This window comes from Hyphomonas sp., from assembly GCF_037969335.1.
Classification (GTDB): domain Bacteria; phylum Pseudomonadota; class Alphaproteobacteria; order Caulobacterales; family Hyphomonadaceae; genus Hyphomonas.
Window position 1 is genome coordinate 1 of the sequence record NZ_JBBKXE010000210.1, and the last position, 17,982, is coordinate 17,982.

Annotated in this window: 17 protein-coding genes; 8 read left to right on the forward strand and 9 right to left on the reverse strand. The window is 59.9% G+C overall.

The window, feature by feature from the left end:
• The first annotated feature begins 620 nt into the window (after positions 1 to 620).
• On the forward strand, positions 621 to 1,628 hold the full coding sequence (locus AADA04_RS15435; RefSeq protein WP_340694174.1) for a hypothetical protein: 1,008 nt from the start codon (positions 621 to 623) through the stop codon (positions 1,626 to 1,628).
• A 307-nt stretch (positions 1,629 to 1,935) separates the two neighbouring features.
• The gene (locus AADA04_RS15440) at positions 1,936 to 2,850 is read left to right on the forward strand and encodes a carbon-nitrogen hydrolase family protein (RefSeq protein WP_340694175.1); all 915 of its coding nucleotides are present in this window, start codon (positions 1,936 to 1,938) and stop codon (positions 2,848 to 2,850) included.
• A gap of 55 nt (positions 2,851 to 2,905) precedes the next feature.
• On the opposite strand, the gene AADA04_RS15445 is transcribed toward AADA04_RS15440, so the two are convergent.
• From AADA04_RS15445 to AADA04_RS15455, 3 genes are all read right to left on the reverse strand, one after another.
• Positions 2,906 to 5,131 (reverse strand): S9 family peptidase, encoded by a 2,226-nt coding sequence (locus tag AADA04_RS15445; RefSeq protein ID WP_340694176.1) that lies wholly within the window; start codon positions 5,129 to 5,131, stop codon positions 2,906 to 2,908.
• A 73-nt stretch (positions 5,132 to 5,204) separates the two neighbouring features.
• A complete protein-coding gene (gene msrB, locus AADA04_RS15450) occupies positions 5,205 to 5,609 on the reverse strand; it encodes a peptide-methionine (R)-S-oxide reductase MsrB (protein ID WP_340694177.1) in 405 nt (134 codons plus the stop codon).
• A gap of 44 nt (positions 5,610 to 5,653) precedes the next feature.
• A complete protein-coding gene (locus AADA04_RS15455) occupies positions 5,654 to 6,109 on the reverse strand; it encodes a MaoC family dehydratase (RefSeq protein ID WP_340694178.1) in 456 nt (151 codons plus the stop codon).
• A 143-nt stretch (positions 6,110 to 6,252) separates the two neighbouring features.
• Between AADA04_RS15455 and AADA04_RS15460 the strand changes: the two genes are divergently transcribed.
• Positions 6,253 to 6,612 (forward strand): DUF4870 domain-containing protein, encoded by a 360-nt coding sequence (locus AADA04_RS15460; RefSeq protein ID WP_340694179.1) that lies wholly within the window; start codon positions 6,253 to 6,255, stop codon positions 6,610 to 6,612.
• 70 nt (positions 6,613 to 6,682) lie between these two features.
• Here AADA04_RS15460 and AADA04_RS15465 read toward each other — a convergent pair whose 3' ends face one another.
• The 3 genes from AADA04_RS15465 to AADA04_RS15475 form a co-directional block, all read right to left on the reverse strand.
• Entirely contained in the window at positions 6,683 to 8,230 is a 1,548-nt protein-coding gene (locus AADA04_RS15465) for an acyl-CoA synthetase (RefSeq protein ID WP_340694180.1), read from the reverse strand.
• A 108-nt stretch (positions 8,231 to 8,338) separates the two neighbouring features.
• On the reverse strand, positions 8,339 to 9,277 hold the full coding sequence (locus AADA04_RS15470) for a sterol desaturase family protein (RefSeq protein WP_340694181.1): 939 nt from the start codon (positions 9,275 to 9,277) through the stop codon (positions 8,339 to 8,341).
• Positions 9,277 to 10,581, reverse strand: coding sequence for an amidohydrolase family protein (locus tag AADA04_RS15475; RefSeq protein WP_340694182.1), 1,305 nt, complete (start codon positions 10,579 to 10,581; stop codon positions 9,277 to 9,279). Before AADA04_RS15475 ends, AADA04_RS15470 begins: the two co-directional genes overlap by 1 nt.
• Positions 10,582 to 10,733: 152 nt before the next feature.
• Between AADA04_RS15475 and AADA04_RS15480 the strand changes: the two genes are divergently transcribed.
• Genes AADA04_RS15480 through AADA04_RS15490 form a run of 3 tightly spaced genes read left to right on the forward strand, consistent with a single transcriptional unit; the run spans position 10,734 to position 13,112 of the window.
• Positions 10,734 to 11,645: a crotonase/enoyl-CoA hydratase family protein gene (locus AADA04_RS15480; protein ID WP_340694183.1), complete on the forward strand. Its 912-nt coding sequence runs from the start codon at positions 10,734 to 10,736 to the stop codon at positions 11,643 to 11,645.
• A gap of 6 nt (positions 11,646 to 11,651) precedes the next feature.
• Positions 11,652 to 12,620 (forward strand): alpha/beta hydrolase, encoded by a 969-nt coding sequence (locus AADA04_RS15485; RefSeq protein WP_340694184.1) that lies wholly within the window; start codon positions 11,652 to 11,654, stop codon positions 12,618 to 12,620.
• Between the two features lie 48 nt (positions 12,621 to 12,668).
• Complete coding sequence (locus AADA04_RS15490) at positions 12,669 to 13,112, forward strand: hotdog fold thioesterase (protein ID WP_340694185.1); 444 nt, start codon at positions 12,669 to 12,671, stop codon at positions 13,110 to 13,112.
• A gap of 9 nt (positions 13,113 to 13,121) precedes the next feature.
• On the opposite strand, the gene AADA04_RS15495 is transcribed toward AADA04_RS15490, so the two are convergent.
• Positions 13,122 to 14,369: an acyl-CoA dehydrogenase family protein gene (locus AADA04_RS15495; protein ID WP_340694186.1), complete on the reverse strand. Its 1,248-nt coding sequence runs from the start codon at positions 14,367 to 14,369 to the stop codon at positions 13,122 to 13,124.
• Between the two features lie 2 nt (positions 14,370 to 14,371).
• On the opposite strand from AADA04_RS15495, the gene AADA04_RS15500 reads away from it, so the two are divergent.
• Complete coding sequence (locus AADA04_RS15500) at positions 14,372 to 15,364, forward strand: enoyl-CoA hydratase-related protein (RefSeq protein ID WP_340694187.1); 993 nt, start codon at positions 14,372 to 14,374, stop codon at positions 15,362 to 15,364.
• Positions 15,365 to 15,611: 247 nt separating this feature from the next.
• Here AADA04_RS15500 and AADA04_RS15505 read toward each other — a convergent pair whose 3' ends face one another.
• The gene (locus AADA04_RS15505) at positions 15,612 to 15,836 is read right to left on the reverse strand and encodes a tautomerase family protein (RefSeq protein WP_340694188.1); all 225 of its coding nucleotides are present in this window, start codon (positions 15,834 to 15,836) and stop codon (positions 15,612 to 15,614) included.
• Between the two features lie 138 nt (positions 15,837 to 15,974).
• Positions 15,975 to 16,718: a helix-turn-helix domain-containing protein gene (locus AADA04_RS15510; RefSeq protein ID WP_340694189.1), complete on the reverse strand. Its 744-nt coding sequence runs from the start codon at positions 16,716 to 16,718 to the stop codon at positions 15,975 to 15,977.
• A gap of 360 nt (positions 16,719 to 17,078) precedes the next feature.
• Between AADA04_RS15510 and AADA04_RS15515 the strand changes: the two genes are divergently transcribed.
• Positions 17,079 to 17,843, forward strand: a complete 765-nt coding sequence (locus AADA04_RS15515) for a hypothetical protein (RefSeq protein ID WP_340694190.1) — start codon at positions 17,079 to 17,081, stop codon at positions 17,841 to 17,843.
• The last annotated feature ends 139 nt before the right edge of the window (positions 17,844 to 17,982 follow it).

Genomic DNA, 17,982 nt, shown 5'->3' on the forward strand with positions numbered 1-17,982 from the left:
AGCGCCACCTGCGCCTTGAAATTGTCGGTGAACTTGCGTCTCTTTCGTCCCATGCTGGGTATCCCTTCGTCGGTCGGGATATACCTTAGCTCACTGTTCAGTTTTCTGGGACCAGCTCAACTTTCGACTATATGAGACCATCCCACCCTGCATTCTGGCGTTGGCCGAAAGTCGGCGACCCGGCAGCTTCTGCGCTCCGGGCCGCCGGAAAATGTTCAGTCGTCCCCGGAAAGAGCCAGCTCGTCCGTCTTGCCGACAGCGGCGAGGGCTTCCTTGGCCGTTTTCGTATCAGCCATTCGGGTCTCACATGAGCCGGGCTCAGGGCTTCCCAATATTTGCCTGTTGGTCAGAAGCGGACATTGCGAACGGGGTTCACTCGTGGCCGCTGGTGGCCCTTAATTGCCGGTCACGGCAATAAAGCTGAGTGTCTTAAGTCGCCCTAAGAAAGACGCTCGCGAATACCGCTAAATCCCAGAAGCGGGCCTTAGAGAATAATTTCCACTCACCAATTTGTAAGGCCAGGAAATAAATTTTCTTCGCTGACAGTTTGTATGAGCATTGAGGGGGGACTATCGTACCTGCAACATCTGTTACAAAATTAGATAGATTGCGGGGTGCTTATGAAACTTATTGGTTTTGGCTTTATCGTCCTGACCTTCCTATGCTTTGGGCATGCTTCTGCACGAGAGAGCCCTGCAGAACGATTTGAAAACACCAAAGCCGCAGTGATCAAAGATTTTAAATGCCTTGACACTGGCCTTGAAGAGGCTGGGAAACTTTGGGTTTGTAATACAAAGATAAATCTTGGAAACAATGAGGGCCAAGCCGACTTAAAAATTGGCTTATTTTATGAGAGCGCCGCCCCGATATACGGCGCTTTAACTTATATTTTCGAAGTCAAAAATGCAGACATGATAAGAGAGACGTCTTTTAGAGGATTGAAAGGCTTGGCCGCCTTCATAAGTGAAGACGCGGCCAAAACTCTAAGCACAAAAGATAACTATGCCGATTACTTGAGGGGCAAAAACAACTTCATTACAAATGATCTCATATTTCAAATTTCAGATTTCGGTAATCTTCAGATAACTGTTTTTGACCGATCTCTTTTCGAGAAAACTATAAAACCTATTCAGGAAGGGGATTTTGATACGGAGAATTGCAACTCGACTAACGGCGTTCCGGGATGGCAAGTGAGGTGGTCACACAACGATGCAACTTTATGGCCAGTACTAAAATCAACATCCCGAACTGAGGGAACGTTTCGAGGAAGATTTTCGATTGGAAAAAATGGACAAGTTGCGCTTAAGTTTTCCCCTAAGCCGCTACGGAACCACAAGGACGAGTATGTTATTCTCTTCGTCGATGAAATTCCAATCTATAGAGGACAGTTTTCAAAAGGGACAAATTCTTGGTCATCTGGTGTTTTGGATGCGGAGTTAGATACCAAAACCCTATTTAAGATGGCCTCTGGAACAATTGGCACACTCCTTATGTCCTCAGATCCAGCCGGCGCAAACGTAACCAATGCTGTAACCTTTGATCTAAAAAATATTGATAAAGCTGCAAACATGGCAATCGGTGGGAGATTTGAGAAAAGTTTGCATAAAGACCAAGGTATGTGCCGTTGATCGTTAAAATTGAGCGTCCTAAACTCGCCTCAAAACGGTCGCTCATAGAAAATATAGTGATGACCGCTTCTGGCGATTCCCAACCAGATCGCCAGGTCTTCTCGAAGGGGCGTTATTGGCCCTTTTCTGCCCCTTGATGTAGCCACCGCGAACGTCTGGCTTACTTCTGCTTTTGGTCAGGTCACACTGTCCGGCCTGGATCAGGGCTCGGCGCGTACCTTGACGATATCCCGCCAGACTGACCTGTCGCTTCAAGTGATCCACCGTGATCATGTGCCGCGAGCAAATTGGGAAGAGGAAATCCAGCGTGTCAAAGTTCATTGTTGCCACTGTGCAGGTCGGTTCAAAACTCTTCGACACGAAGGCCACCATTTCTCTTCTTGCGGCGAAGTTGAAGGAGGTCGGGAAGATAGGCGCCGATCTGGCCGTTTTTCCGGAGGCGTTCATCGGTGGCTATCCGAAAGGCATTGATTTTGGTGTCCGGGTCGGCATGCGCCTGCCTGACGGACGCGAGCAATTCCGCCAGTATTTTGACGGGGCAATAGGGCGTCATTCGCCGGAGATGGCTGAGATCCAGTCACTCGTCAAAGAAGCGCAGGTAAACGTGGTGCTTGGCATCATCGAAAAAGAGGGCGGGACGCTCTATTGTTCCAGCGCGACGATCGGACGGGACGGAGACATTCTGGCATGGCATCGAAAACTGATGCCGACTGCAATGGAAAAGGTGATCTGGGGGCAGGGCGACGGTTCAACGATGGCGGTCGCGAAGTCCGACATTGGCGTGCTGTCCATGGCCATCTGTTGGGAAAACTACATGCCGCTATTCCGGTCGCATCTCTACGATCAGGGAACCCAGGTGCATTGCGTGCCCACAGTGGACGACCGGGATGTGTGGCTTCCCACGATGCAGATGATTGCCCTGGAGGGGCGGTGCTTTGTCGTTAGCGCCTGCCAGTACATGACAGTTGGCGATGTCCGCGCCGACTGGTTCGACCCCATTCAGGGTGCGGATCCCGAAACGGTATTGATACGAGGCGGCAGTTGCATCGTTTCTCCGATGGGAGAGGTGCTTGTTGCGCCGATATTTGATTCAGAGGTGATCCTGTCAGCCGAAATCGATCTGGACGATATCAAGCGGGCCAAATTCGATCTGGATGTCAGCGGACATTACAGCCGCCCGGATGTGTTCAAGCTTTCAGTTGACACAAAGTCACAAAGGTAGGGGAAGGCGACAGCCTGCCCCAGCACACTTTCTGAGGCAGGCCGCGCATAGATGCCTATTTCTTCTCCAGGTCCAGTTCGTCCGTCTTGCCGACAGCGGCCAGCGCGAAGGCGTATTCCACGGCGGTTTCCTTCAGGCCCTCGAAGCGGCCCGATGCGCCGCCATGGCCAGCTTCCATATTGATGCGCAGGAAGTAGGGGCCGCCGTCGGGGGCGTCGTGGCGCAGACGCGCTGCCCATTTGCTCGGTTCCCAATAGGTCACGCGCGGGTCCGACAGGCCGCCGGTGATCAGCATGGCCGGGTAGTTCTGGTTGGTCACGTTGTCATACGGGCTGTAGGCGGCAATCGTGTCGTAGTCGGTTTCGCTGGTCAGCGGGTTGCCCCATTCCGGCCATTCCGGCGGCGTCAGCGGCAATGTGGCGTCCGACATCGTGGTGAGGACGTCGACAAAGGGCACGGCGGCGATGATGCCGGCGAAGAGTTCCGGGTCCATGTTCGCTGCAGCGCCCATCAGCAGGCCGCCTGCCGAGCCGCCATGGCCGACGAGCTTGCCCCTGGACGTATAGCCCTGTTCGACCAGGTAATGGCCAGCCGCGATATAGTCCTTGAACGTATTGGTTTTCTTCTCGAGCTTGCCGTCGAGATACCATTGATAGCCCTTGGCCATGGAGCCGCGCGGGTGGACGATGGCATAGACGAATCCGCGATCGACAAGGCTGAGGCGGCCGGTCCGGAAGTCTGCCGGGATGGTGATACCGTCGGACCCGTAGCCATAGAGCAGCAGCGGCGCTGTGCCGTCGACCGGCGTGTCCTTGCGGCGCAGCAGCGTGACGGGCACCAGTTCGCCATCCCATGACGGGGCCATGACGCGTTCGGACACATAGTCGTCCGGATTGTGGCCGGAGGGAACTTCACGCGTCTTGCGCAGGGTGCGTTCATGCGTGGCCAGGTCATAGTCGATGACCTGGTCCGGCGTGGTCGGGGAGGCGTAGTCGAAGCGCAGGATCGGCGTGTTGAAATCATAGCCGCTGTCGAGACCGAGATCATAGGCGGCCTCGTCGAAGCTGATCGCGTGTTCGGCGCCATCGGCGCGGGCGCGCACGACGATGCGCGGCAGGCCGTTCTCGCGCTCCATGCGGACGAGATAGTCCTTCTGCGGCTGCAAGCCGAGCAGGAGCGTGCCGGGGCGGTGCGGGATGACTTCTTCCCACTGGTCGCGGGAGGTCGCCTCCATCGGAGCTTTCATCACCTTGAAGTCGACAGCGCCGTCCAGATTGGTCGAGATGTAGAACTGTCCGTCCCAGTGGACCACGGAATATTCATTGTCGGTCTGGCGCGGGGCAACGGTGCGCAGCGCCGGGTCCAGCTCATCAGCCTTGAACCAGTGGACTTCCGATGTCGTGTGACCGGACGCGCTGATGAAGATGACCTCTTCGCTGGGGCTCTTGTCGACGCCGACGAAGAAGCCGGGATCCTTCTCTTCATAGAGGAGCGTGTCTTCGCCCGTCGCCAGGTTGCGCTGGTAGACGGCGTCGGGGCGCGCATTCTCGTCGCGGTGGACCCAGACAATGGCCTGGCCATTGGCCGACCATTCAAAGCTGCCATAGGCATTGTCGATCACGGCGGCGGTTTCCGCGCCGGTCTCGATGTCCTGAATGTGGATCTGGTAGAATTCACTGCCTTGCGTATCGGTGGAATAGGCCACCAGCTTGTGGTCGGGGCTGGTGTCGATGCCGCCGAAGGAGAAATAGTCCTTGCCTTTGCCCATCGCGTCGCCGTCGAGCAGGATCGTCTCGGGGGCGTCGGGATTGAAGGCATCGGCCGCGGCGCGGCGGGCGATGATCGGGTATTCGCCGCCCTGACGGTAGCGCGTGTAATAGGCGTACGGCCCGTCAATCTCGGGAACGGTGCTGTCATCTTCCTTGATGCGTCCGCGCATTTCCTTGAACAGTTCGTCGCGCAGCTCGGTTGTCGGTTCTTCCAGCACGGCCTTGGTGTAGGCGTTCTCGGCTTCGAGATAGGCGCGGATGTCGGCGCGCAGCACGGCCGGGTCGCGCATCACGTCCTGCCAGTTGTCATCCTTTAGCCAATGGTAGGGGTCGTTGCGGGTGCGACTGACCTGGATGGTTTCATGGTCGATGCGGGGGGCAACCGGTGGCTGGGGCGAGGTGGTGGCTGCGGGCGTGGTCGCAGCCGCTTCGGTGAGTGTCTGGTCAGTCATGGTGCATCCGGTCAGAAGGGCAGCCGTTGCTGCGCTGGCGAGGAGAAATGAAAGGCGCATGGGGCCGGCTCCTGTTGGCTTCAGGGGGTGAGTATGCCGGGAATGAATCAGGCCGGGCCCGGCCTGTCCAGTCTCATTCCGTGGGGCGAAATTCGAGCACGATTCCATTGATGCACCAGCGCTCGCCCGTAGGCGGCGGGCCGTCCTTGAAGACGTGGCCCTGATGCAGGCCGCAAGTGGCGCAATGACACTCGGTGCGCGGGATGATCATCTTGAAATCGGTCTTGGTGGCGACGACGCCTTCGGAGGCAGGCTGCCAGTAGCTTGGCCAGCCGGTGCCGCTCTCGAACTTGTGCTCGGATGACCAGAGCGCGGTGCCGCAGCCCTTGCAATGGTAGAGGCCGGGACGCTTCTCGCTTTCGTAATTGCCGGGTGTGAAGGCGCGCTCGGTGCCTTCTTTCACGCCAACGCGAAATTCTTCCGGGGTGAGCAGTTCACGCCATTCGCGGTCTGAGCGGTCGATCTTGGTCTTGGTCATCGGGAGGGCTCCATATCCTGGTTCCCTCCCAATATAGGCACTTATCAGCCGTAAAGCACGGTGATCGATTCAGCGACGAGGGCCGGGCGTTCCTGGCCTTCGATTTCGACGGTGTTTTCAACGATCATCTGCTTGCCGCCGGACTTCTCGGTGACGGACTTGCAGTTCTGGCGCAGGCGGACCTTGGAGCCGACGGGCACCATGTTGGTGAAGCGCACCTTGTCGGAGCCGTAATTGATGCCGCGCGTGACGCCGGACACGTTCAGCACTTCCGAGCCGAGCATCGGCAGGAGCGAGAGCGTGAGGAAGCCGTGCGCGATGGGGCCGCCCATGGCCTTGGTGGCGCGCTCGACATCGACGTGGATCCACTGATGATCGCCGGTCGCGTCGGCGAACTTGTTGACGCGGTCCTGATCGATGTGATGCCAGTCGGACACGCCGACTTCGGTGCCGGCAAGGGATTCGAGGTCAGTGAAAGCGACTTTTTTCGGGTTGGCCATAAGGGAGTTCCTCCAGGGTTTCTGCTGGACCTAGTTCTGGCGCGGCGACGGCGTTCCGGCAAGGTTTCCCGAGCGTCAATTGTCTGGACGCACCGGTGATTCTGACGAATAGTGCGCCAACGGGCTGAACCGGGAGACATTCAATGACAGATTCAAACCAGATTTCCGTTGATCCGAATACCAGGGGTAACGCGAACCTGATCTATATCCTCTACCTTGTCGCCATCGTCGTCGGCATCACGTCGATTGTCGGCCTTGTCATGGCATATCTTGCCAAGGGCCAGGGTGATGCGCTGCTCGAGAACCATTACAACAACCAGATCAACATTTTCTGGAAGGGCCTGCTCTACTCTGTCGTCAGCGTGATCCTCATCCCGATCCTCGGGCTTGGCATCCTCACGGGACTGGCCGCGCTGGTCTGGTATATCGTGCGCTGTGTGAAGGGCATGCAGGCGCTGTCGGCTGGCCAGCCGGTCGAAAATCCCGGCAGCTGGCTGTTCTAGGCCGCGAAACGGTTCCCGAATGTAAAACAGCCGCCCCGGAAGGAGCGGCTGTTTTCGTTTTGGGCCTGCTTCAGACGATCCGGCTGCCGGTCTTGCCCCAGTAGCGGTCGCGGACAAGGCGCTTGTAGAGCTTGCCGGTCGGGTGGCGGGGCAGCTCCGGATCGAAGTCGACCGATTTAGGGCATTTGATCTTTGACAGGTTGGCCTGGCAGAACGCCATCAGCTCGGCGGCGAGTTCATCTGACGGGGCGACGCCCGCAGCGGGCTGGACAACGGCTTTCACGGCTTCGCCGAATTCCTCGTCCGGCACGCCGATCACGGCGCAGTCGGCGACCTTGGGATGGGTGATCAGGATGTTCTCGCATTCCTGCGGATAGATGTTCACACCGCCGGAAATGATCATGAAGGCCTTGCGGTCTGTCAGGTAGAGGAAGCCGTCCTCGTCCAGCTTGCCGACATCGCCGAGGGATGACAGGTTAGGCCGGGTGGCATGAAGGGCGCCTTTGGTCTTCTCCGGGTCGTTATGGTAGGTCGGCGCGACCGTGCCGCTGAAATAGACCTGGCCTTCTTCGCCAACGGGCACTTCATTGCCTTCCTCGTCACAGATATGGACGACGCCGTGGACAGGCTTGCCGACCGTGCCCTTGTGGGTCATCCAGTCGGGACTGCGCACCCAGGTCATGCCATTGCCTTCAGAGCCGGCATAATATTCATCGATGATGGGCCCCCACCATTCGATCATCTGCTGCTTGATCGGGATCGGGCAGGGCGCGGCGGCGTGGATCGCAAACTGCAGGCTGGAGACATCGTATTTTTCGCGCACTTCGGGCGGCAGTTTCAGCATCTTCACGAACATGGTCGGCACGAGCTGTGAATGCGTGGCACGATATGTCTCGACGAGGCGGAGATAGTTTTCCGGATCGAATTTTTCCATGATGACCAGCGACGCGCCAAGCTTGGTCATCGTCATGCTCCAGCGCAGGGGCGCGGCATGATAGAGCGGGGCGGGTGACAGGTAGATCGAGTCCTCGGTCACGCCGGCGAGCCCGCGGCAGATCTGGACAAGCACATTGTCGGCGTCGATCGGCAGGCCCCGCTCGAGCGGCGGGCGAATGCCCTTGGGGCGGCCTGTCGTGCCCGACGAATAAAGCATGTCCGTGCCAGCCATCTCGTCCGGAATCGGGGTGACAGGGAATTTGCTCTGCAGCGTCTCCAGTGCGGTAAAGCCGGGAATGTCGCCATCAATCGACCAGTAATGGTCCAGCTTGGTCACCGACTTCACGTCCTGCGCGACAGCCGACTTGTGAGCGTCGGCGATCAGCAGCTTCGAGCCGGAATCCTCGATGATGTACTGGACTTCAGGCGTCGTCAGGCGGGACGAGATGCACACGAAATAGAGGCCGGAGCGCTGGGCGGCCCAGCAGACTTCAAAATAGCGGGGCGAGTTTTCGGCGAAGAGGGCAATCGTGTCGCCGGGCTGGCAGCCGGCCTCGCGCAGGGCGTGCGCGATCTGGTTGGACCGCTCGTCGAGCTGGCGGAAGGTGACGACCTCGCCGCTGCCGGCCATTGTATAAGCAGGGTGATCAGGCCGGGACTTGGCATGATGAAAGGGGTGCATTGTCGTGTCGCTCCATTGGGGTGGCGGCGCCTCTTGCGGGGCCTGCCGGATTGTTTTGCCGAACTTATCCGACCTGCTGCCCGCGTCCACTGGCGACGCAGGGGAAAGTCAGGCCCTGGGCAGGCCGGGCGTTCCGGCATGTTCCGGATGCGCCGTGACATAGGCCGCCTTGAGCTCGACGGAGCGGTTGTGCGCGCCGTCCGGGCTCCAGCCCGGCGCGTTGATCGCGCGGCGGATCCAGCGGTCGGGACGCAGGCCGTCGCGTGCGCAATCGCGCAGCAGGCCGCCCAGTTCATGAAAGGCGATGACGAACGGATTGTAGCTGCCGATTGGCTTGACGATGCCATAGGCCGGCTTTTCCTCGGTGAGTTCGGGCACGAAACTGCCGAACATCCTGTCCCAGATGATGAACACGCCCGCATAATTGGAGTCGAGATAGCGAGGGTTGGTGGCGTGGTGGACGCGGTGGTGGGACGGTGTGTTGAAGACCGCCTCGAACCAGCGCGGCATCCTGTCGATCGCTTCGGTATGGATCCAGTACTGATAGATCAGGTTCAGGCCACCGACGAAGAAGATGACATAGGGATGGAAGCCGATGAACACCATTGGCGTGCCGACCAGGATCAGGCCGGTGAACGGCCCGAACCAGGGCTGGCGCAGGGCCGTGGTGAGATTGTAGTGCGTGCTGGAATGATGGGTGACGTGCTCCATCCAGAACCAGCGGACGCGGTGGGCGAAACGGTGCTTCCAGTAATAGGTGAAGTCATACAGCACGAAGGCGACCAGCACGCTCCACCAGGCGAACGGAATCGTCGCCAGCCGGTAGGGCCATAGGAGCATCATCATCCAGAGCGTGGCAAAGCCGGTCAGCGTGTTGACGACGACACTGCCGGTACCCATCGCCAGGGAGGAAAGCGCGTCTTTTGTCTCATAGCGGCCCTTGGCGCGGCCTGTCTTGACCGCCCACCATTCCCAGATGACTGACAGGATGAACAGCGGCGCGGCAAGCGTCGTCGGGTCGATCTTTGACAGCCATTCGGGCGGCATCAGCGAATGCCCACGGCCTCGATGCCGTCTTGCTTGTAGACATGGCCATCCTTCATGATGAAGTTGGCCTGTTCAAGAATGGAAATGTCCTTGAGCGGATCACCTCTGACCGCGACCATGTCTGCTGCGCATCCCACATTAAGGCAGCCGAGCAAGCCGGGCTTGCCCAGCGCTTCGGCAGCGGTCGCCGTGGCCGCCGTGATCGCCTGCATCGGCGTCATGCCGAACTGGACCATGCGCGAGAACTGTTTCGGATTGTCCCCGTGCGGATAGACCCCGGAATCGGACCCGAAGACCATTTTCGCGCCGGCTTTGTTGGCGGCGGTAAAGCTGGCGCGCTGGATTTTCGAGATCGACTTCTCTTTCTCGATGGATTCTGGCAGTACGCCGTTCTTCTCGCCTTCGGCCAGCGTGTATTCGGTATTGTAGATGTCCATGGAGAGATAGGCGCCCTTCTCCTTGGCGAGTGCAATCGTTTCATCGTCGAGGATGCTGGCATGCTCGATCGTGTCGACACCGGCGAGCAGGGCGTTTCGGATGCCGACCGTACCATGGGCATGGCTGGCAACCTTGAGGCCGCGCGCATGGGCTTCTTCGACAATCGCGGTCAGTTCCTCAAGCGTGCCCTGCGCCGCGCCGAGGCTGGTGCCCTTGGAGAAGACACCGCCGGTCGAGCAGGTCTTGATCAGGTCGACACCATATTTGATGTTCTCGCGCACCTTGGCGCGCATTTCCCACGGGCCATTGGCGACGCCTTCGCCCTTGAGGTGGTATTCGGGCGGCAGGAGGTTGATGTCGGAACAGTGCCCGCCAGTGATACCGACGGGCGGGCCGGAGACATACATGCGCGGGCCTGGCACGTCGCCTTCATTGATCGCGTCGCGCAGGGCGACGTCGCTATAGCTCCCGGCCCCGACATCGCGCACCGTGGTGAAGCCAGCTAGCAGGGTCAGGCGCGCATTCTTGACGCCGGTAATGGCGCTGCGCTCATCCGACAGGCCGAGCGATTCATAGGCGCCGGTATCCGCGTCTCCGGTGAGGTGGGTGTGCATGTCGATGAAGCCCGGCATCACCGTCTCGGTGCCAAGGTCGATCACGGTCGCGCCCTTTGGTATTTTCGTGGCGCGCTGGGTGCCTGCGGCGATGATCTTGCCCCCGTCCACGACAAGGGCGGCGTCTTTCGTGACAGTTCCCTTGCCCGGATCAATCAGGCTGCCGGCCTTCACATAGACCGGGGCGGCATGGGCGGCTGCGCCCGCTGCCAGCATGGCAGCACCGGCGAGGGCGAGACGGGAAATTTGCATGTGGACAGCCTTGTTCAGGTGGGATTTGGCGCGACTATCAGGGCGAAATCGCCGGGTGGTCAAGCCGGAGGCTGGTTTCCCCTGCGGCGCGCTTGACCTCTGCGGCCGGGCAGGCAGTGTGGCCCCAACAATTGCCCCAAGGGAGATACATGATGGCGCAGCCGAAAAAGTTCGAGCAGATTATCCTGGATATCGAGGACGGCGTGGCCATCCTGACGCTCAACCGCCCCGAAAAGATGAACGCCTTCACCGGCAAGATGATGTACGAACTGATCGAGGCGTTCGACATCACCGATGCCGATGACAGCGTTCGCGCCGTGATCGTCACAGGCGCGGGCGACCGGGCCTTCTGCGCCGGGGCAGACCTGTCTGAAGGCGCCAAGACTTTCGACTATGACGCGCGCGCAGCCACCGGCGAGGAAGGCCGCGCCGCCGATGTCGACATCCAGCGCGATGGCGGTGGCCGCGTCACCCTGCGCATCTTCGACAGCCTCAAGCCCGTGATCGGTGCCATCAATGGTGCCGCCGTCGGTATCGGCGTGACCATGCAGCTGCCCATGGATATCCGCATCGCGTCAGACAACGCGCGCTTCGGTTTCGTGTTCAACCGCCGGGGCATCAACCCGGAAGCCGCCTCCAGCTGGTTCCTGCCGCGCCTGGTCGGCATCCAGCAGGCGCTGGCCTGGTGCTATTCGGGCCGCGTCTTCCCGGCGCAGGAAGCCCTCGATGGCGGCCTCGTGCTTTCCGTGCACCCGCAGGCCGAACTGCTCGACGTGGCCAAGGCCATGGCCCGCGAGATTGCCGATAATACGGCCGCCGTCTCCACCACGCAGACGCGCCAGATGATGTGGCGCATGCTGGGTGCCAGCCACCCGATGGAAGCGCACATCGTCGATTCCGCCGCCATCTATTCGCGCGGCAAGACGCCGGACGCCAAGGAAGGCGTGATGAGCTTCCTCGAGAAGCGCCAGCCGGTCTATCCTGTGAAAGTGTCTGACGGCATGCCGAACTTCTTCCCGTGGTGGGACGATCCGGAATTCACCTGGATCGGCGGCAAGGACTAGCCTCACATGACGCCGGACTTGCAGCGCGTCGAGACGAACGGCATCCGGTTGCGCGTGGCGACAGCGGGCGACGGCCCGCTGGTCATTCTCGTGCATGGATTTCCGGAGAGCTGGTATTCCTGGCGTCACCAGATCAAGGCGCTGTCGGAAGCAGGCTACCGCGTCGCGGCGCCCGACGTGCGCGGTTATGGCGGGTCTGACCGGCCTCACGCCGTCGAGGGCTATGACATGGAAAGCCTGACCGGCGATATTGCCGGTCTGGCCCATGCCCTGTCACCGGGCGAGAAGGCCGTCGTGATCGGGCATGACTGGGGCTCGCCGATTGCCTGGAACACGGCCCGGCTCCACGCGGACACGTTCCGCGCGGTGGCCGGCCTGTCCGTGCCGTACATTCCGCCAAACGAGATCGTGTTCATCGACGCGGTGCGCGCCTTCTTCACCGATCGTGGCCTGTTCTTCTACCAGGTTTATTTCCAGGACGAAGGCCCACCCGAGGCGGAGCTGGAAAGCGATCCGGCCGAGACGATCCGCAAGTTCTACTATGCGATCTCAGGCGATGCGCCGGACGGCACATGGCCGACCGACAAGAAGCATGGCGACACGCTGCTCCACCGCCTGCCGGAACCGCCCATGCCCCTGCCATGGCTGTCGGCTGAGGATGTCGCCTATTACGACGCCCAGTTCCGCCAGTCCGGCTTTCGCGGGCCGCTCAACCGTTACCGCAACTGGCACCGCGACCACGCCTTCCTTACCGGCCATGCCGCCCCGATGACCATCGCCCAGCCCTCGCTCTATATCGGTGGCACGCGGGACCTCGTCCTGAAGATGTCGCCCGGCGACATGCTGGCTGCGATGAAGGAAAGCCTCGGCGACCTGCGCGGCGCGACCCTGCTCGAAGGCTGCGGCCACTGGACCCAGCAGGAACGCCCCGATCAGGTCAACGCCCTGCTGCTCGACTGGCTCGGCGGGCTTTAGGGCACCGCGCAGTCCCATTCCTCCCGAAACAATCTGAAAGGCTCACGCATGTCCATCTGGCGGCAAACCAATATCGACCTCGACCAAATCACCGCCGCCCAGCAGGGCACGATGGGCGGCGGTCTCGGCATCACGCTGGTCAGCATCGGCGAGGATACGCTGACGGCGCGCATGCCGGTCGATCACCGCACGCTGCAGCCGCACGGGCGCCTGCATGGCGGGGCCTCGGTCGCGCTGGCCGAAACGGTTGGCTCGATTGCCGCCAATCTCGCGCTCGATTCAAATGAGAGCGTCGGCGTCGGCCTCGAGATCAATGCCAACCATGTCCGGCCCGTGAAAGACGGCTTTGTCTATGCCACGGCCAAGGCCGAAGCGTTGGGCCGCACGACGCAGGTCTGGACCATCCGCATCACGGACGAATCCGACCGCCTCGTCTGCCTGTGCCGTTTCACCGTCGCCGTCATCCCGGCGCAGCGCGCCCGGCCCAGCTAGCGGGCGAGCCTACCAGAGGCCGTGCTTCTGCACTTCGGCGCGGCCGACAACCATGTGGTGCACTTCGTCCGGGCCATCGGCATAGCGCAGGTGGCGCATGTCGGCATACATGCGGGCCAGCGGGAACCATTGTGACATGCCCGCCGCGCCGTGCATCTGCATAGCCTGGTCGATGATCAGGCAGACCTTTTCCGGCACCATCGCTTTTACCGCGCTGACATAGATCCGCGCTTCCTTGTTGCCGAGGACGTCCATCGCCTTGGCGGCCTGCAGCACGGCCAGCCGCATCGCATTGATCTCGATCCGCGCGCGCGAGATGACTTCCAGGTTCTTGCCGAGCTTGGCGATCTTCTGGCCGAACGCGGTGCGCGTCCCGGCGCGCTGGACCATCATGTCCAGCGCCAGTTCGGCCTTGCCGATGGAGCGCATGCAGTGGTGGATGCGGCCAGGGCCGAGGCGGACCTGCGAGATTTCAAATCCGCGGCCCTCACCCAGGAGGATATTGTCCTTCGGCACGCGCACATCGGTAAACTTCAGGTGCATGTGCCCGATGGGGGCATGGTCCTCGCCCATCACTTCCATGGCGCCGAGTATCTTCACGCCCGGCGTGTCCATCGGCACCAGGATTTGCGACTGCTGCTTGCTGGCCGGAGCGTCCGGGCTGGTTTTTACCATCACGATCATGATCTTGCAGCGCGGGTTGCCGGCGCCGGAAATGTAGAATTTCTCGCCATTGATCACCCATTCGTCGCCATCGAGCACGGCCGTCGTGCTGATATTCTTGGCATCTGACGAGGCGACGCCCGGCTCTGTCATGGCATAGGCCGAGCGGATCTCGCCGGCCAGCAGCGGCTTCAGCCACTGCTCCTTCTGCGCCGGCGTGCCGACCCGTTCCAGCACTTCCATATTGCCCGTGTCGGGCGCGTTGCAGTTCATCGTCTCGGAGCCGTAAGGATGCTTGCCCAGCTCGGCGGCGATATAGGCATAATCGAGATTGCTCAGCCCCTCGCCGGTGTCGGCATCCGGCAGGAAGAAGTTCCACAGGCCGGCTTCCTTGGCCTTGGTCTTGGCCGCTTCCATCAGTTCCAGCTGGCGCGGGTGCCACGTCCAGCGGTCTTCCTTCTCCTCGTTCAGCGCCTCGAACTCGTCGCGCCATGGGGCGACATTCTCTTCCAGGTGCTTGACCACGCGCTCAAGCAGTGGCTTGGCCTTTTCCGACATGCTGAGTTCGAACAGTTCGCTGTTGAGGTCCGTCATGGGTGTCCATCCTGCATTTTTTCAGTTTCGCTGGCCTCACCATGCGGGCTTTTCCGGAGCGGGGCAATCCACCGGCCGGGGCCCTGACGCAGGGGCAATTCCCGGCGGCGTTGGACTTCTGCAACCAGGCCGCCAATAGTTGCGGGGCGCGGCATGCGGCGGAAAAGGAGCGGGCCATGGAGTTCAAGGCAACAGCGTACGATGTGGAAGACCGGATCGCGACGATCACGCTGAACCGCCCCCACCGGAGCAATGCGTGGACCGGCCGCATGCATGCCGAATACCGCTACCTGCTGGGCGAGGCAGACGCCGACCCGTCCGTCAGCCTGGTCCTCGTCACCGGTAGCGGCGAGCGTTTCTGTGTCGGCGGCGACTCGCAAGCCCTCGATGGCCATTCCAAATCAGGCGCCTATGACGCCGGTACGCCGGCAGACCTCGTCACGCCGGGCGACACATCCTTCGCGCCCTTTGCCGAAGACTTCGCCTATCATTTTGCCCTGTCCAAGCCGGTCATCGCCGCGATCAACGGTGCGGCGGCGGGCGTAGGCCTCGTGCTCGCCTGCTATGCCGATATCCGTTTCGCGGTGCCGGGCGCCAAGCTTACCACCGCGCACGGTCCCCTCAACCTGCCGGCCGAATACGGCCTGTCATGGCTGCTGCCGCGCCTGATCGGCGGCGCACGCGCCATGGAACTGCTCCTGTCCAGCCGCAAGTTCCTGACCGACGAGGCCCATGCCATCGGCCTCGTCCACCGCCTCGTCGCGCCGGACCAGCTGATCGCCGAGACGCGGGCTTATGCGCTGGACCTGATCGCACGGGTCTCCCCCGAAGCGCTGCGGCAGACCAAACGCCAGACCTATCTCGACTTCCATCGCGATGTCGGCGCCTCGGTCCGCGACGCCAATGCCCTGATGAGCGCCATGGTCAAACAGCCCGACTACAAGGAAGCCATCGCCGCCTTCCTCGGCAAGCGCCCGGCAGACTGGTCCGGGTAGCGATGGATTATTTCGGGGGTGAATCTTAGTATTGGGGGGCTGACCGGACGTCAGGAGTGGGCGCAAAAGCGGTCATTAGGAATTGGAGATAAAACGACCTCTATTGGCCCTTAGCTGCTGTTGGTCATTAGGGCATTCAATGACTTCAATCGGTTGAAGCAGTCGCTATGACTAGACTGAGAATGACAGGGTATTGAAGGATGCCGCTCCAATTTCAGCGGCACCCTGTTAGATCAGTCTGGACTGATCACCCGACGGTTTCATTTGCCATCGCGTGCACGGCACTCGCCGTCAGGAATTGTCCGCCAATTGCCCAGTCACCTTGCTCAAGTTCTACGATCCGAACCCATGTGACGCCGCGAAGTGCCTCACCTTCAATCGCGACCATCGCATCTGTCACCTTGGTGATGATCTCTTTCTTCTGTACTGCAGTGAACACATCCTTGATTACATCAATGGTTACGAGTGGCATTCTATTTTCTCCCTTTGATCCAACGCCGGGGTAGCCGGCGACAAGGAGACCATCTCGTATTCCATGGCCACGCAATACTCCAATATCGATAGCAAACCACTACGCAATACATAGTAAAACCGTGAAGTCTGGTTCAACCTATTGATCCCCATCTCCAACAAACCGCTTGGGTCGAACATCCGCATACCGCGACTTCGGGAACCATAGCGAAGCAGTTCGCATGAGAGGTGCCGCTCCGATCAAGATGATGTCCTCAGCCTTGCTCGCCTCAGAAATATCGGTGTCTCCCATCCAGACCTGGGCAAGCGCCGGCAGCGTCCCCGTTATATAAAGATCAACTTCCTTACCGGGGTCATCAAGACAGAGGTCAACCGTCGCTCCTCGGGCAACCAGCCACCATTTACTGTTCGTGTGCAATTCCGAGAGTGTAACTGAGAAGACAGTCTCTCCATCGGGAAGTTCGTCTGTGTTCAATGTCCGGTGAAAATCCCACATAAATGTCCCGACATCGAGGTCTTCGTCTTTCATACGCCGACGCGCCCATCTCAAGCCCCATTTCGACATATAGTTGACGAGCGGGGCCAACTCTCGACCACACCGTGTCAAACGGTACTCGGTGGCTTTTTCACCAACGACACTCTTCTTGATGAGCAGGCCGTCCTGTCCCATCTGTTTGAGCCGCTTGCTCAAGATGGTTGGAGATATGCGCGGCATCGCCCTCTGGAATTCATGGTAACGGGTTGCGCCCATTAACAGTTCACGCATGATGAGGAGCGTCCATTTATCGCCGATCATATCCGCTGCCTTCACCGCTGGGCACAGGCTGCCACTTCGATTCAATTGCCGCGGTTCTTCAACGATCGAAAGTTCATCCTTCTTCATCTTGTGCGCTCCAACAGCTTTGGGCTTTTCTTTGCCAAGCTAGCACGTTCTGATACCATCCAATACTTGGTTCTCGGCAAATCGAATGTCGTCGCTGAGTCCTAAAGCAGTCGCCCGGTTTCTGAGCACCAGTGTCGAGTTCTGGCGAGTTCCAGCCGGATGGCCCAGGTTTCTCGACCGGGCGTTCTTGGCCCTTAGTTGCCGGTCGCTACTTCGGTTGCGAATGACTGGTTTACATCCAGTCCGCGTCAAAACGAACTTGGGACCCTTTCGCAATTGTAAATTGTCCCTGCGCTGCTAACCCTATGGGATTGGATGTCGGGGGACAGACGCATGCTGCTGCGGCGAATGACACAACATGTGAAAGATCAGAACTGGTTCGCCGTTGCGCTCGATTTCCTGATCGTGGTGATCGGTGTGTTCATCGGCGTGCAGATCGGCAATTGGAACCAGTCCAGCCAGGAGCGGCGGCTGTTCGATGAATCCTTCGCCCGGGCGATCGTCGAAATCCAGACCAATCTCTCCGTTATTGAGGATGAGCGCGCGACGATCAGCGCGCGGCTGCCGGTTGTGCAGCAAGCGATCGAGGATTTGCGGGCCTGTCGCACCGATGCGGACGCGAAGTCGCATATCGAGGCTGCCTTCGCGCCACTGGGTGTGTTGAGCGGTTACAATCTCGATACAAAGGCGTTGGACCAGCTGATCAACAATGACAATTTCCTGCCTTACCAGACCCCCGACATGCGCAAGCGGCTCATGGCGCTGTCGACCAGGCTCAATACCTTGCACGAAAATTCAAAGCGTATGGGTGATCGCACCGAAGGGTTGGCGAAGGATTTTTCCCACATCGTGCAGCCTGGCCCGCTCTCTTTTGAAGGGCCGGAACAGGTTCTCGATGCCATACGGGGGGGCGCGAATTCCAGTCCGGAGATGGTTCGGAAAAAGGAGCTCATCGTGCCACTGGACGTGGCCTGCAAGGATGAAGCTTTCCTTGATGGATTCTATGTCTGGGAGGACAGGGCCTATTATCATTGGATGTTCGGCTCTTTTGTCGCTGAGGCGCTCCGAAGCAATCTCGAAGCGCTCGGCGTGCCTGCAGACGAGCCGGAGGAGACAGCACCATGATCCTGCGGCGTCTCACCAAGCATGTGAAAGACCAGAACTGGTTCGCAGTGGCGCTTGATTTCGTCATCGTGGTTTTTGGTGTCTTCATCGGTATCCAACTAGGCAACTGGAATGAAGCGCGAGCCAATCAGGCGCGATC

Coding starts and splice junctions, on each gene's coding strand:
- AADA04_RS15495 (WP_340694186.1), bottom strand. CDS start 14,369: ATGACGGACCTCAACAGCGAACTGTTCGAACTCAGCATGTCGGAAAAG.
- AADA04_RS15480 (WP_340694183.1), top strand. CDS start 10,734: ATGGCGCAGCCGAAAAAGTTCGAGCAGATTATCCTGGATATCGAGGAC.
- AADA04_RS15465 (WP_340694180.1), bottom strand. CDS start 8,230: ATGCACCCCTTTCATCATGCCAAGTCCCGGCCTGATCACCCTGCTTAT.
- msrB (WP_340694177.1), bottom strand. CDS start 5,609: ATGACCAAGACCAAGATCGACCGCTCAGACCGCGAATGGCGTGAACTG.
- AADA04_RS15435 (WP_340694174.1), top strand. CDS start 621: ATGAAACTTATTGGTTTTGGCTTTATCGTCCTGACCTTCCTATGCTTT.
- AADA04_RS15485 (WP_340694184.1), top strand. CDS start 11,652: ATGACGCCGGACTTGCAGCGCGTCGAGACGAACGGCATCCGGTTGCGC.
- AADA04_RS15490 (WP_340694185.1), top strand. CDS start 12,669: ATGTCCATCTGGCGGCAAACCAATATCGACCTCGACCAAATCACCGCC.
- AADA04_RS15510 (WP_340694189.1), bottom strand. CDS start 16,718: ATGAAGAAGGATGAACTTTCGATCGTTGAAGAACCGCGGCAATTGAAT.
- AADA04_RS15475 (WP_340694182.1), bottom strand. CDS start 10,581: ATGCAAATTTCCCGTCTCGCCCTCGCCGGTGCTGCCATGCTGGCAGCG.
- AADA04_RS15505 (WP_340694188.1), bottom strand. CDS start 15,836: ATGCCACTCGTAACCATTGATGTAATCAAGGATGTGTTCACTGCAGTA.
- AADA04_RS15460 (WP_340694179.1), top strand. CDS start 6,253: ATGACAGATTCAAACCAGATTTCCGTTGATCCGAATACCAGGGGTAAC.
- AADA04_RS15470 (WP_340694181.1), bottom strand. CDS start 9,277: ATGCCGCCCGAATGGCTGTCAAAGATCGACCCGACGACGCTTGCCGCG.
- AADA04_RS15455 (WP_340694178.1), bottom strand. CDS start 6,109: ATGGCCAACCCGAAAAAAGTCGCTTTCACTGACCTCGAATCCCTTGCC.
- AADA04_RS15445 (WP_340694176.1), bottom strand. CDS start 5,131: ATGCGCCTTTCATTTCTCCTCGCCAGCGCAGCAACGGCTGCCCTTCTG.